This window comes from Ruania alba (assembly GCF_900105765.1).
GTDB lineage: Bacteria > Actinomycetota > Actinomycetes > Actinomycetales > Beutenbergiaceae > Ruania > Ruania alba.
Genome location: NZ_FNTX01000002.1, coordinates 522,933 through 537,396, shown reverse-complemented (window position 1 = coordinate 537,396; position 14,464 = coordinate 522,933). Strand labels below are relative to the sequence as shown.

Here is a 14,464-nt window from a genome sequence, read left to right as displayed (position 1 = left end):
CTCGAGCATGCTCCCGACGGCGGCCCGTGCGCATCGGCCGAAAGGCTGGCTTCGGGTTGTGGATCTCTAGGCGAACCGGGGTCACTCGCCCAGCAGTGCGAGTGGAACGACGGCGATGCCATCGCGGCGGCGGTACGCCTCCGTGCCGGAGTAGAGCACGACGAGATCCACCACGCGGTCGCCCAGCTGATCCCGGAGCCAGGTCAGATGACGCACCTGCCTGTCATCGATGTGCGCTGCGAGCTTGACCTCGACACCGATCACCTCCCCATCGAAGCCTTCGACCACGAGGTCGACCTCGTGGTCTCCGTTCTTCGTTCGCAGATGCCCCACTCTCGCATCGGCTGCCTCCGCGGCGACACGTACCGTCAGCGTGGCGAGCGCTTCGAACAGTGGGCCCGCCATGGCCGCGCCGTGCGACGAGCCCAATGCGGTGGAGTTCAGGCCGAGAAGTCTGGCTGCAAGCGCGGGGTCAGCGAGCTGGTGCTTGCTGGCATGCTGCAGCCACTTGAATGGATTGTTCAGGCGAGGCTGCCAAGCGGGAACAGGATCGAGTAGCCAGAGCTGACTCAGTCGATCCCGATAGGCAATGGTCGTACTGCGTGCGGGCTGACTGCCGTCACCGGCGGTCGTCGTGTCGAGCATGGTGGCGTAGGACGTCGTCGTCGATGTGGCTGCGGCATAGGCGGACATCCAGCGTCGCAGGGTCTCCGGCCTTCGGACGGCGTATCCCTGCTCTGCCATGTCCCTGTCGATGACGCGCCGAAGGTAGTCCTCGAGGCGGCGAGCAGCACGCGACTCGGAAAGCTCGAAGATGCCGGGCAGACCGCTCTTCACGATGGCCTCGTAGTAGTCCCCGGCTGAGAGGGCCGACGTTCCCGTGATCTGACCCGGTGTGCCGCTGAGCAGCGCAGACAGGCTCACAGTGGGTTCGGCATGCCGGCGCTCATACAGCGCCATCGGACGCATCCGCACCGACGCGATCCTGCCTGCTCCGGAGTGAGTTCCAGACCCGGGCAGCGGCGTGGCGCTCCCTGTCAGCAGAAATCGACCAGGTTTGGCTCCATCGTCGACCTGGCGTCGCACCGAGTCCCAGATGGCGGGGTAGTGCTGCCACTCGTCGATGAGCAGAGTGCCGGACGGTGCATCGCGGAACGTGGGGTCGGCTTGGAGGATCGCTCGCTCAGCCTCGTTGTCGATTCGCCACGTCTTCGCCGCTCGCCGCACTGCAGTCGCGGTCTTGCCGACGCCTTTCGGGCCATCGATCGCGATCGCAGCCTCGTAGGTCATCCTGTCGTCCAGGACGGTATCCAGTGTTCGGCGCATGTAGGTCACCTGCGCAATCGTACTCGGCGCGAGGAATCTACGCTACAAGTAGAAGGCCGTCTACGATACAAATAGAAGGTCACCTACGATACAGATGGAAGCATGCCCGCCGTGTTCGGCACGAGGCCACCAAGCCCGGAGCACGGCGTACTCTCGACCTGCCCCGCAGGCCGATGCGGCCATCGACCGGCGCGCCGACGCGGGCATCCGTACGATGACCGGATGCGACTTGGCGTTCTCGACATCGGCTCGAACACCATCCACCTGCTCGTCTTCGACGTCGTGCGCGGTGCCCGCCCGATCCCGGAGGTGGACGAGCGCGTCTCGATGCGGCTGATGCGCTATCTCTCCGATGACGGTGAGATCTCCGGTGAGGGGCACAAGGCACTGCTCGAGGCCGTCGATGCGCTCACCGAGATCACCCGCACCCACAAGGTGGACGAGACGCTGGTGATCGTCACCTCAGCGATCCGCGAGGCCACCAACGGCGAGCAGATCCTGGACGAGATCCGCTCCCGCCTGGATGGTGACCTGCAGGTGCTCTCCGGTGCCGAGGAGGCCGAGCTCACCTTCCTCGCCGCCCGGCGCTGGTTCGGGTGGGGCGCCGGCCACCTGCTCGTTCTCGACATCGGCGGTGGATCGCTGGAGATCGCCGCCGGCATCGACGAGATCCCGGACGTGGCCGAGTCGGTCCCGCTCGGCGCCGGCCGCCTCACCCGCGCCTACCTGGAGAACGATCCCCGAAGAAGAAGGAGCTCAAGGCGCTCCGCTCCGCCGTCAGGGGCCAGCTCAAACCACTCGTGGCCAGGGTGAGCGCACGCTCGGCCCCCGACCATGTGGTGGCCACCTCGAAGACGTTCCGGTCCCTCGCCCGGCTCGCCGGGATGGCGGTGGACGGGATGGGGCCGGACCAGCGCTGGCAGCTCAGTACCAGCCAGCTCGAGGACTGGGTGCCGCGGTTGGCGAAGATCCCGGCCGAGCAACGGATGGAGCTGCCCGGGATCACCCCGGAGCGGACCTACCAGATCGTCGCCGGAGCTGTGGTGGCCGTGGAGACGCTCCGCGCGCTCGAGGTGGAACGCATCGAGATCTGCCCGTGGGCACTGCGCGAAGGAGCGCTGCTGCGCCGGCTCGACCACCTCTGAGACGACACGGGAGTACCGCCAGCCAAGACCCTCCCGAGCCGGCTGGCGGTACTCCGTGGTGCCCGTGGAGTGTCAGGTCCAGTCCGGGCGTCCACCCCCGGCGGCTGCCATCAGGATCCGGAAGGTGTCTTCACCGGATCCGGCGACCGATTGGTAGTGAACGGTGACGGTCTGCGGTCCCGGGTGCCGGTCCGCGTCGTAGCCGGACACCTGCACGTCGTCCGGGCCGACGATCACGCTCGTCCCGTCCTCGTGGTCCACCCGGACCTCCAGTCCGGTCAGGTCCAGCTCGTCTCCGGTGCGATACCGCGTGTCGTCCGGTGTGGAGGTGATCTCAATCCCGGTGACGGCGGCCACCACCTCGACCGTGAACGTCGCCGTGGTCTCGGTCTCGCCGTCGGTGTAGGCGAGTTGGACGGTCTGGGTGCCGAGGGTGTCCGGGTCGTAGCCGGTCACGGTCAGGTCGGTGTGATCGACCGCGGCTTGCGAACCGTCGGAATAGTCAGCCTTCACCTCCATCCCGGTCAGGTCGAGTTCTTCACCCTGGACGTAGGTGAGCCGATCCGGCGGACTGGTCACCTCGAGCCCGGTCAGGGTCGGCTCGGCGCGGGCCACACCCACCCAGCTCAGCATCGGGGACTGGCTGCTGGTGTTGCGCAGGGTCAGCGTCAGTGGCCCATCCGCTTCGAGCTCGACGGCGTAGGTCAGCAGGGCACTGGGCGACCCCTGGTCCAGGGTCACCGAGTCGACCAGGTGGTCCTCGCCGTCGTAGCTGAGCACCACATCGGAGGTACGGGCCCAATCCGGCCACCACGAGTGGCTCCCGGCCGCCAGCTCGTACTCCCCGGCAGGCAGGGTGAACGTGTACGACAGCTCGGAGCCCTCAGCGTTCGAGGTGTACATCCCGGTGGTGGTCAACTTGCTGTAGTCACCGGGCACGATGCCCTTGACGTGCACCTCCTCGGAACCTGCACCGTTCTGCCCGGCGTGGCCCCAGCTGCCGTCGAACGGCTGGTCCGGGGTGGGGTTGACCAGCTCGGCCGCTCCGGCGATCGCCTCATACGTCGGTGAGGTGTAGCCCAGCGATCCGCCCTCGGTGCCGTTGATGTCGGCGAAGGCCACCACACCGGAGGGGATCACCTCCACGTATGCGGGGATGGTCGTACCCCCGTACTGGCCGGCCACCGTGACGCTCGCCCACGCCTCACTGACGTCCACGTCCGTGGGCCACTCGACCGCAATCTCACGGGTGCTCTCGTCTGTGAGCTCGACGGTCACGGTATCGGGCAGCTCTGGCTGCATGTCCACCAGGGTGGCCACCCGGACGTCGGAGACCGAGACGATCTGGTCCCACAGTGGGGCGAACCCGGCACGCAGCCGATCCGCCAGCTGCGCGGCACCCTCAGCGCCCAGACCGTAGCCGGCCGGGTCGGCTACCGCCGACCGTGCGGCGGCGATGGTGTTCTGCAGGGCCTCCCAGCCGGCGTCGGTGAAGTCGTCCGTCCGCTCGATCTGCTCGGCCTCGGCCAGCACCTCGGCCAGTTCGGTGACGTCCGCGGGGACGGAAGGGACGCCGTCGTGAACTGCGATGGCATCCACATTCAACGAACCGGAGAGGATCTCCAGGCTCACGGTGTGCTCACCGTGGGCGAGCCCGCGCAGCACGTACGACTGCTCGAACTGACCACTGGCCTGCGTGCGGGCAGCGGGCTCGACGAGCTCACCGTCCACGCGCACCTTCAGGCGCGCCGACCCGTCGTTGACGCCCAGCACGTCCAGTCCGGACCCTGTGAAGGTGTACGCCACGCTCGCACCCGCCTCAGACGTGCGGGAAGTGGAGCGCTGGTACTCGTACATGCTGCCGCTGACGGCGTGGTTCCAACTGCCGGAGTAGGCCAGCTGGGTGGCCGGCGGGTCGCTCAAATCGGTCATCTCGAGGTTGTCGAGGTACCCCCCGTAGTAGGGCAGATAGGACTCGACCTGCTCGATGCGGAGGTTGTCGAACTGGGTGTGGTGGAACCCACTGGCCAGATCGACCCAGCCCGAGCCGATCGGGTCGGGGTCGGTCCAGTCGACGACCCGCTCGCCGTCGATCCAGCCGGTGATCTGGTCACCGGCCACCTGCAGGGACAGCTCGTGCCAGGCCTCGCCCACGTCCTCGGCGGAGCCGATCGAACCGGAGGCAGTCACCGAGCCCATCCGCACCAGCTGCCAGTCACCGTCGCGGTCCAGCCGCAGCACGTACGGGGTCGTGTTCAGGCTCTGGGAGTTGTCGCCACCACTGGAGCGCGCACCGATGGCGGCGTAGTTGCCGTCGGTCGTCTCCCGCTCGAAGCGCACATCGACCGTGGCGCGGTAGTTCGTCCACCGGCGGTCGCCGATCGCGGTGATCGGGTCTCCGCCGTTCCAGGCGCCACCCACACCGGTCGCCTCGGAGTCGAGCTGTTGACGCAGCACCCACTCCTCGCCGTCGAGATACGCCTCGAAGGCGCCGTTGCGGTCCCAGGTGTACAGCGGGATGAGCCCGGTCTCGCCACCGCGGGACTCGACGAACAATTCGGTCGCGTCGCCCACCTCGCCTTCGGCGGTCAGTCGCGGAACCGTGCGGTCGGTGTAGTCGAACTCGTCGGCCCACAGCACGCCGTCGCCGGTGTTCAGAACTGTGCGCTCACCCTCCACCGGCAGCGGGTCGGTCCAGCCCTCGTCAGCGGTCACGTCCAGGGACGTCACGGTGGTCATGGAGAAGGGGGCCACCTCGACGACGTACGCTCCGCCGTCGGCAGTGACGTCACCGACGTGCTGCTTGTAGTTCGCGTTGAAGGCCTCGCCTTCCTCGGCCGCACGGGTCTCCCACACGGCAAGCGGGGCGCCGTCGAGTCCGAAGCCTTGCGGGCTGAGCTGGTAGGTGAGGGTCTCCTCGGAGTCGTTGACGATCACCGTGGAGAAGTCTGAGCCGTCCGGGGCGGCGAGGGTGAGGTAGTTCGGCTCACCGTTGCGCCCGTTCACCGGGTTGGTGCCGGTGGCTCCCGAACTGCTCGCCTCGGGTACGGCCCGCCAGATGCCGGCCGTGTTGTCCTCGTTCTCCCAGCCGGTCACGGCGAAGCTGGAGAAGTGTTGCAGCACGGCCAGGCCGCCGTCGTAGTGCATCCACCCGGACCACGGGTCGCGAGCACTGACGAGATCCTTGAAGGAGTACTGGCCACCCTCGTAGAACGAACCGATCGCCGGCTGGTAGATGAAGTGGGTCCGGCGGGAGTTCACGAAGCCCTTGACGATGGTGTTGGCCATCTCCAGGGAGCTGATGTGCCCGCCGATCCCGGTGCCGGGAACGCTCGGGTCGGCGGTGTTGTTGTTCGGCCGGAACGCGGTGTTGGAGAAGGTGGCCTGCGCCTCGCTGTTCCACACCTGCATGTCGAACTCGTCCGCGAGCCGGGTGAAGTTGCCGTTGCCGTCGTCGTTCGGGTTGTAGTGGTAGGCCGCGACATTCACGGCCTCGCGCAGGTCGGCATCAGCCATGATCTCGTCGCCGAAGGTGCCCACGCCGACCTCGTCGGAGATCACGGTCTGGATCTGACCGAACAACTCGGCCTCACCGTCGCGGAACCCAGCCAGGGCCGGGTCGTCGCTGATGTAGCCCGTGCTGTCGGTGCTCACCCGATCGGCGAACTCCTCGGTCCAGGCCAGATCGGCGCTGTGCTCGTTCACGCCGGGGTTGACGTAGTCGACCATGTAGCCGTACTCACGGTAGGCGGCCAGGATCGTGTTCTTGTACCAGGTATAGATGTCGTCGTTGCCGTCCACCCACGCGGGGGCGTTCCAGCGCAGGATGGAGACCTGCAGGTCCGGGTTGACGGTGAGCGCGTCGGCGGCGAGCTGGAAGCCCGGGTGGCGGGTGACGTTCGCCGGCTCGTCCTCGGTGCGCATGGTGGCCACGTCCGGGCCGGTGGAGTTGTTCCGGTCGTTGCCCATCTCGATCTTGACGTGGTTCATGATCGGGTGCTCGCCGCCGAACAGGGTCCGGATGAGCTCGGCGTAGGCCTCGGGGTGCGCGGCCTTGTAGTCGAGCAGGACGGCGCTGGTGCTGTTCGCGCTCAGGGTGCCGAAGCCCTTGAAGGTGAGGCCGTTGACGTTGTCGGAGGCGATGTCGGTGGCGTCGATGGTGACGTCCACGTAGTCCGGACCGTTGTCGAGCGCGCTTTCGAGGATCTCCTCGGCATCGCCCTCGGTGATCGCGAACCAGCTGAGCATCGGTGGCTCGCCGCCGCTCTGCTGGTAGGTCAGGGTGAGTTCGCTTGCCCCCTCGGGGATCGTGAAGACGCTGGTGTCCTGGATCGGTTCGGGGGTGTTGGCGGCGGTGCTCATGCCCACCCGGTCGAGGGTCTGTGACTCCTCGGCGCCGTCGAGCTGGTAGCTCAGCGTCGGGTCGATCTGGCGGTCCCTGTCCTGCCCGGCGGCGTAGAACTCGTAGAACCCGCTGGTCAGTGTGTAGGTGCCCGGGTCCAACTCGAGCCGGTAGGCGATGTGGTCGCTGTTGGTGCGGGCGCCGATCTCGTACTTGCCGAAGGTCGACAGGTCAGTGCCGCTGGCTGGGTCGCCGCCGGGCACGGTGAGCTTGTAGTCGGTGGGCTCGTCGTAGGTGTAGCCCCAGGTCGCGTCATCGGCGAAGCGCTGGTCCGGGACCTCGTTGCGCAACGTGGTCAGGGTCTCGACGGCGGTGTAGGCGGGGGAGTCGACGCTGTCGGCGGACCACCACTGGCTCTGGGCGTCGCCGTCGTGGCCGGCATCGACGAAGTAGGTCAACGGGTGCTCAGCCGGGGGGAGGACCTCCACGACGGCGGTGACCGGTTCGCCGTCGGCCGTTCCGTCCACCTCGACGGTGCTGTATGGCACGGCGAACGTGTCGGCGTCGATGTCCCAGGTGACCGCGTAGTCGGTGGTGCCGTCCGAGATGGTCTCGGGCAACGAGGTGGCGGCGGTCTCGTTCGCGCCGAGGTAGGCGGCGGCTCGGACCGTCTCCAACGGTTCGGCGGACGCAGGTGCCGCGGTGACCGCAGTGGTACCGGCGAGGGACCCGATCAGCACGGCCGCCAGGGCGGCGGACCAGGACGATGAGCGCCCGGTGGTCGGCCAAGGCCGGTGCCCGCGGCTGCTGCCTGAGTGGGGGACGGACGCGCTCGACGTCGAGGGCATGGTGCTCCTTTGCTGTTCCGTGACTACGACGTGAATGAAAACACGTCGCATCGATCAGAACAAGCAAAAGCGACGAATCGATCATAAATCGATCAGGCTGGGTCTGGGGGAGTGGTCAGCTGGTCCAGGCCTGCCACAGCTCGGCGTACGCCCCGCCGGCGTCGACCAGCTCGTCGTGGCTGCCCAGCTCGGCGATCCGGCCGTCGATCACCACCGCGATCCGGTCCGCATCGTGCGCGGTGTGCAGCCGGTGCGCGATCGCCACCACCGCGCGACCCTCGAGCAGCACCGACATCGACCCCTCCAGGTGCCGGGCGGTGCGTGGGTCGATCAGACTGGTCGCCTCGTCCAGCACCAGGGTGTGCGGGTCGGCCACCACCAGCCGGGCCAGCGCGATCTGCTGCGCCTGGGCGGGGGTGAGCTTCACCTTCCCGGACCCGACCACCGTGCCCAGCCCGTCCGGGAGCCGCTTCACCCAGCCCCATGCGTCCACCGCCTGCAGCGCCTCGATCACCGCCGCGTCCGGGGAGTCCTCGCGGGCCAGCACGATGTTGTCCCGGATGGTGCCCACGAACACGTGATGCTCCTGAGTGACCAGTGCTACCTCGGTGCGCAGCACGTCGAGCTGCAGATCCACCAGGTTCACCCCACCTACCGTCACCGCACCGGTGCGCGGCCGGTTGATGCCGGCGAGCAGCCGGCCCAGCGTCGACTTCCCCGATCCGGACGGGCCCACGATCGCGAGCCGTTCCCCCGGGATCAGGTCCACGTCCACCCCGTGCAGCACGTCGTGCCCCTCGCGGTAGGCGAACCGCAGGTCTACACCGGTCAGTTTCACGCCGTCGGGAGTGTCCTCCCCAGGCTCCCGATCCTGCGGAACCTCTGCGATCCCGAGCAGACGGGTGGTGGAGGCCACCCCCACCTGGAGCCGGTCCACGTTCGCCACCAGCTGGTCCAGCGGCGCCACCACGGCCTGGATGTAGAGCACGGCGGTGGTGATCTGCCCGAGACTCACCCACCCGTTCGCATACCCCACCCCACCGAGCAGCAGGGTCCACACCAGCGGGGAGTTGTAGGCGAAGTCGATCACGCTGAACAGCAGGTTCCGCAGGCTCATCGTGTACCGCTCGGCCTGCGCAGACACCTCGATGTCCGCATCGCCCAGCCGGGTACGACGCCCCTGCAGCCCGAGTGCCTCCACCGTCCGCGCACCCTCGACGGTCTCGGTGAGCGTGGTGTTGATGTCGGAGTAGGTGCTGCCCTCGGTGATGTACCCGGCCGGAGCGCGCTTCAGGTAGCGGGTCACCGCGATCGCCAGAGCCGGCACCGAGAGCAGCAAGGGCAGGGAGAGCAGCGGCGAGTTGAGCACCATCGCACCCAGGGTGAGAACCGTCGTCACCAGCGCCACCACGGCTTGCGGCAGGGCCCACCGGACGCTCTCGCTCATCGTCCCCACGTCCCGGGTGACCCGCGTGACCAGATCTCCGGTGCTGGCTCCCTCCACCTTGCTCAGCGGTAGCCGCAGCACTGTGCGCACCACGTACTCGCGGGCTGCCGCGAGCAGGTCCTGCCCGAACACCGCCGAGATCCACCGCGCCGCGAAGGTCAGCAGCGCCTGCAGCACCACCACGGCCGCCACGGCCAGCGCCAGGGCATTGAGCGTGTCGACCGCGGTACCCCCAGCACTGGCGGAGTCCACCAGGGTGCCGAGGATCCGCGGCACGGCCAGGCCGGCCACCGCGGCCAGGGCGTGCAGCACGAGCAGGCCCACCACGATCGGTTTCCGGTTCCCGAGCAGGCTCTTCAGGAAGTTCCCGACGGCGGAGCTCGAGGCTACGGGTAGTCCTCGCTCGGGATTGCGGGAGTTGGTGAAGGTGTCCTTGGCGCGCTGCTCGCGCAGCAGGTGCCGCCCGCGCCAGGCCTGCAGCCGTTCCCGCCGCGTCCCCGTCGTCGGCGGGCGCAGTGCGTCCGGGATCGCTGGTTCGTCGGCGGGTGGTTGCCACGTCTCGGCGGAGCCGGGCAGGTACACGCGGTCGAGCGCCTCACGCTCCGTCATGGCGCACCTCCTCCTGCCCGACGACGGCCGTCGGGGTGGTCCGTTCCGTCCTGTTCGCGTGCGGGTCACCGAGGGGTGGATCGCCGGTCTCCGTGCCGGCGTCGCCGCTGCTCGGGTCCGCCGGTGGTGGCAGCGGGGGAGGCGTGTCCTCCACCGGATCGTCGTCCATGCTCCGCACCACCACCCGCCGATACCCCGCATGGGACTCGAGCAGTTCGGTGTGCGTGCCCTCGGCGGCCAGCCGGCCGCCGTCGAGGAAAGCGACCCGGTCGGCATGGTGCAGCACCAGCGGGGAGACGGTCATGATCACCGTGGTGCGTCCGCGCCGGTGGGCACTGAGCCGCTCGGCGATCCGGGCCTCGGTGTGCGCGTCCACCGCCGAGGTCGGTTCCACGAGTACCGCGATGTCCGGGTCCGCGGCGATCGCCCGGGCAAGCACCAGCCGTTGCCGCTGCCCACCGGAGAGCCCGCGGCCTCGCTCATCCAGGTGCCCCTGCCATCCGTTCGGTAGTGCCTCGAAGACGTCCTCCGCGGAGGCGACGTACATCGCCTGCTCCGCCTCGGCGCGGGTGAGACGCCCGTGCGGGTCGAGCGCCTGCTGCAGCGTGCCACCGAAGACCATGCTGGCTGTGTCGGAGACCAGGATGCGCTGACGTACCTCGGCCAGGGTGGCCTGGGAGAGGTCCACCCCGCCGACCGTGACGCCCCACCGCCGTCGGGCCTTCTCCTGATCCTTCTCGGCCTGGGCGCGGCGGGCGGCCTCCCGCTCGGCGCGGGTCTGCCGGGCGCGCTTGCCCTTCACGCCCTCCTCCAGCTCGGTGCTCACCGGCTCCGCCTCGGAGACCAGGTAGCGGCCGAGCCGGTCCGCCAGGGCCGCGGTGTCGTCCGGCAGGGCGGAGACCACCACGGTCAGCTCGCCCGGGCGGGCGGTGAAACCGGACGCCTCGTCGTGCAGCGGGGCTTCGGCCGGGAGGCCGGTGGGTGTGTGCGGCTCCTCCCACGGCGGTTCCTGCTCGAGCAGGGCCACGGTCTTGCGTGCCGAGACCAGCGACTGCACCCACTTCTGCACCAGTTCGAAGAAGGTGTAGATCGGCACCACCATGAACACCGCGTACCCGAAGAAGCTGATCAGCTGGCCCACGCTGAGCTCGCCGTCAGCGACCATGCGGACTCCGAGCCAGGTCAGCGTGACCAGGAACAACCCGGAGAACAGGGTGCCGACGGCCTCCACCGCCGCCTGCCAGATCCCGGCCGCCACTCCGGCATGACGGACCAGCTGGGACTGCTTGGCGTAGTTCGCGCCGAAGGTGCGCTCCCCGCCGATGCCGCGCAGGATCCGCAGGCCCGCGACGATGTCGGTGGCCAGGGAGGTCAGCTCGGAGGCACGGCTGCGCTCAGTGGCTTGCCGCCGGTGCAGCGGGCGGAGCAGGGGAGTGGCGACGAACACCAGCACCGGTGCGGCCACCAGGGTGATCAGACCCAATGGCACCGACGTGCTTAGCACCAGACCCACCACCACCAGGTAGGCGAAGAAGGCGGCGGCCGCGCGGCCCACCACCTCGCTCAGCGCCCCGTACTTGTCCGAGTCCGAGGAGGAGACGGAGAGGATCTCGCCGGTGGGCAACCGCTGGGGGAGCACATGACCCATCTGGGTCGTCTTGCGGGTGACCAGCTTGGTGGTGCGGTACAACGCGCTCACCCAGCCGTGCACCGCATAGGTGTGCATCAGCACCCCGAGGGCGGCGCCCACCGCGATCACCCCGAGCAGGATCAGCGACCAGGTGAGCAGAGCGTCCCAGGACCCGGCCACGATGCCCTCGTCCACGGCACGACCCACGAAGTACGGGCCTACCGCACCAGGGAGGAAGACCAGCGTACCGGTGAGGAACATCCCGACCATCGCGTAGGCCTGCTTGCGCAGCAGCCAGATCAGGAACCGGGCAGGGCTCCGGGTGTCGGGGTAGTCGCGGTGGGCTCTACCCGGGGCAGCGCCGAACTGACCGGTGGTGGTGGCGCCGGCCTGACGGGTGGGGTACGCGGGTACTTCCGGCGGAAAGTCGTGCACGACTAGTCAGCCTAGGTCTAGCCGCTGACACCGGACCAGCTCATTAGCTCCAGCGTCAGGGCGACGGCCTCAGCGAGTCACGGCGAACGGTCGCGCGGGACTGGACGGCGTCGTAGGTGGTGCGGATCGCCTGGACCGACGAGTCGTAGTCAGCTTGCACGACGCCGATGAACAGGCAGTCCACGACCATGAGCTGGGCGATTCTGCTGCCGAGAGCGCCGGACCGGAACGTGGTTTCTCGGGCGGCGGTGCGGAGCACGACATCAGCCTCCTGGGTGATCGGCGAGCGCTCGGCGTTGGTGATCGCGATGGTCGCGGCGCCGCCCGTGCGTGCGAGCCGAAGGAACTCGATCGTGTCTGTCGTCGCGCCGGAGTGTGAGATGGCGAGAGCAGCTGCGTCCGTGCCGAGGGTTGCGGCTGCGGTCCAGGCAGTATGGGAATCAGGCCAGTCGATCGCCGCGCGTCCGATGCGGCTGAGCTTGCGCTGCAGGTCGATACCGACCACCGCGCTTCCGCCGATGCCGAAGATGTCGATGCGCGCTGCGTTCGTGAGGATGTCGACAGCGTCTGCGAGGGTCTGGGCGTCGAGAACCTTCGCGGTGTCTCCGATCGACAGGGTCTCATCGCGGGCCACCTTCGCGACGACCTGGTCGAGTGTGTCGTCTCGGGCGACGTCGCTCGCCTCAGCGGGCATCTCGCGGACAGCGAGGCGAGCGCGCAGTGACTCCTGCGTGAGGTCGTGGCGAAGATCCTTGTAGCGGGAGTACCCGATCCTCTTGTAGAAGCGCACAACAGTCGTCGTCGAGGTGTGCGCCCAATCGGCGACCTCGTTGATGGAGCGTCGCGCGAATCCTTCGGGATCGGTGAGGAGGCAGTCAGCGAGACGCCGCTCCGCAGGAGGCATCGTGGCGACCGCGTTGCGGATCGTGACCATCAGGGCCTGGGCCGCAGGCGCTGGTGTGCTCGAGGTAGCCATGGTGACGTCCAGAGTAGGCGCTCTCGTACAGTTCGGAAGTAATTGACGCATTCGCAAGTATTTTCCTTCCGCTGTGGTTTACGGTTAATAACTCACCAAAGCGCAGATGGACGGATGCTCGCGCACTGTCTGTGACCCTCACCCGATCAGGAGGCCGCTCCCATGTCTCGATACCCACGGTCGCGTGCTGTCAGCGTGCTTGCGCTGACTGCCACGGGCGCGCTCGCCCTCGCAGCATGTTCGTCAAGTGATACCCCCGGAGGTGGCGAAGATGCGCCGCAGGAGCTCGTCGTCGGTGTGACCACCGATGTGGACACGCTCGTGCCGTGGACTGCGACGCAGTTTCAAGCGGTCAATGTGCTGCAAAACCTCTACGGCTCGCTGACCGAGTTCGACAGCGATCTCGCCGTTGTTCCAGGGCTTGCTGAGGAGTGGGAGACGAGCGAGGACGGTCTGACTGTGACCTTCCACCTTCGGGATGATGTGACGTTCACCGATGGTTCCGAGTTCGATGCCGAGGATGTTGTGGCGTCGTACACGACGATCATGGACGAGGAAACCGCGGCCGTTTCCGCCGCGAACCTTGCCTCGGTGGAGAACATCGAGGCCACCGACGAGCGCACGGTCACCTTCACCCTCAGCGCCCCCGACGCCAGCCTGCCGTCGAAGCTGGCACCGGTGACTTTGGCGATCTTGCCGTCCGACGTCGACCTGGATGCGCTCGAGAGCGAGCCTGTCGGCACCGGTCCGTTCGCGCTCGATGCCCGGACCCCTAACGAGTCCCTCGTGCTCGCGTCGAATCCCGACTACTGGCGCGGAGCGCCTGAGCTCGACACCGTCGAGTTCCGCGTCATCCCCGACCAGTCCGCGATCGTGTCCGCTCTGCAGGCGGGCAACGTGCATATGTCGGTCTTCGACGACCCCTTGGTGGCTGACACCATTGGTGGGTCCGTCACAGTCACCGAGACACCCCAGTTGGGGTACCACGTGCTTCAGATGAACGCGCGGACCGCTCCGCTCGATGATCGCGATGTGCGACTGGCCATTGCCTGCGCGATCGATCGGCAAGAGGTGCTCGACACTGCCGCGCTCGGAGCGGGCGAAGTGACGGGTCCGATCACCTCCCCGGCGTTCCGGTCCGACCCCAGCGCCCGGCCGTGCCCGGAGGGCGATCCTGCGACCGCGCGGGAGTACCTCGCCGCTGCCGGGTACGAGGACGGTCTGACCTTGTCCGCGATCGTGATGCAGGACGGCTACGCGACCGCCGTCGCCGAAGCGGAGAACATTCAGGCACAGCTCGCCGAAGTCGGCATCACCCTCGAGATCGAGGCGCTGGAATCCGGCAGCTACGTCGACCGCTGGATCGCCGCAGACTTCGAGCTCGCGGTAGCACTCAATGGCGGACAACCCGACCCGGATGCCATGTACGGGCGGTACTTCCCCAGTCACGGCAATCTCAACACGGTCGCCGGGTACAGCTCCGACACGCTCGACGACCTCTTCGCGCAGGGGCAGGCGGAACTCGATCCAGACGCACGTGTGGCGATCTATGACGAGATTTCCCGTGAGCTCGAGAACCAGGCCGCCTGGGTGTGGATGTTCACCAGCTACAACTACACGGCCACGGCCGAGGGAGTGTCCGGGTTCACCCCGATGCCGAACAACTCGCTGCAGTACCTGCGCGACACGACCATCCAGTGATCGGC

The 14,464-nt window shown here is 68.0% G+C and carries 6 protein-coding genes and 1 pseudogene; 2 read left to right on the top strand and 5 right to left on the bottom strand.

Annotated features, from left to right (window positions below; translation table 11 throughout):
- Positions 1–81: 81 nt before the first annotated feature.
- On the bottom strand, positions 82–1,326 hold the full coding sequence (locus BLU77_RS12940; protein ID WP_342741487.1) for an ATP-binding protein: 1,245 nt from the start codon (positions 1,324–1,326) through the stop codon (positions 82–84).
- A 102-nt stretch (positions 1,327–1,428) separates the two neighbouring features.
- Between BLU77_RS12940 and BLU77_RS23230 the strand changes: the two are divergent.
- Positions 1,429–2,471 (top strand): annotated as a pseudogene (locus BLU77_RS23230) (Ppx/GppA family phosphatase).
- Positions 2,472–2,543: 72 nt separating this feature from the next.
- Here the strand turns inward: BLU77_RS23230 and BLU77_RS12930 are convergent.
- The 4 genes from BLU77_RS12930 to BLU77_RS12915 form a co-directional block, all read right to left on the bottom strand.
- Positions 2,544–7,661, bottom strand: a complete 5,118-nt coding sequence (locus BLU77_RS12930; RefSeq protein ID WP_139177762.1) for a bacterial Ig-like domain-containing protein — start codon at positions 7,659–7,661, stop codon at positions 2,544–2,546.
- 115 nt (positions 7,662–7,776) lie between these two features.
- Positions 7,777–9,717 carry an ABC transporter ATP-binding protein gene (locus BLU77_RS12925; RefSeq protein ID WP_089773539.1) on the bottom strand — a complete coding sequence of 647 codons (1,941 nt, stop codon included), beginning with the start codon at positions 9,715–9,717 and terminating at the stop codon, positions 7,777–7,779.
- A complete protein-coding gene (locus BLU77_RS12920; protein WP_089773538.1) occupies positions 9,704–11,782 on the bottom strand; it encodes an ABC transporter ATP-binding protein in 2,079 nt (692 codons plus the stop codon). The genes BLU77_RS12925 and BLU77_RS12920 overlap by 14 nt, the downstream gene beginning before the upstream one ends.
- A 55-nt stretch (positions 11,783–11,837) precedes the next feature.
- Positions 11,838–12,758: a MurR/RpiR family transcriptional regulator gene (locus BLU77_RS12915; protein ID WP_089773537.1), complete on the bottom strand. Its 921-nt coding sequence runs from the start codon at positions 12,756–12,758 to the stop codon at positions 11,838–11,840.
- 162 nt (positions 12,759–12,920) lie between these two features.
- Here BLU77_RS12915 and BLU77_RS12910 point away from each other — a divergent pair, with 162 nt between their 5' ends.
- Positions 12,921–14,459, top strand: a complete 1,539-nt coding sequence (locus tag BLU77_RS12910; RefSeq protein WP_089773536.1) for an ABC transporter substrate-binding protein — start codon at positions 12,921–12,923, stop codon at positions 14,457–14,459.
- The last annotated feature ends 5 nt before the right edge of the window (positions 14,460–14,464 follow it).

What these genes read in the sequence shown, in the direction of transcription:
- BLU77_RS12940 (WP_342741487.1), bottom strand. Translation starts at nt 1,326, where the DNA reads ATGCGCCGAACACTGGATACCGTCCTGGACGACAGGATGACCTACGAG.
- BLU77_RS12930 (WP_139177762.1), bottom strand. Translation starts at nt 7,661, where the DNA reads ATGCCCTCGACGTCGAGCGCGTCCGTCCCCCACTCAGGCAGCAGCCGC.
- BLU77_RS12925 (WP_089773539.1), bottom strand. Translation starts at nt 9,717, where the DNA reads ATGACGGAGCGTGAGGCGCTCGACCGCGTGTACCTGCCCGGCTCCGCC.
- BLU77_RS12915 (WP_089773537.1), bottom strand. Translation starts at nt 12,758, where the DNA reads ATGGCTACCTCGAGCACACCAGCGCCTGCGGCCCAGGCCCTGATGGTC.
- BLU77_RS12910 (WP_089773536.1), top strand. Translation starts at nt 12,921, where the DNA reads ATGTCTCGATACCCACGGTCGCGTGCTGTCAGCGTGCTTGCGCTGACT.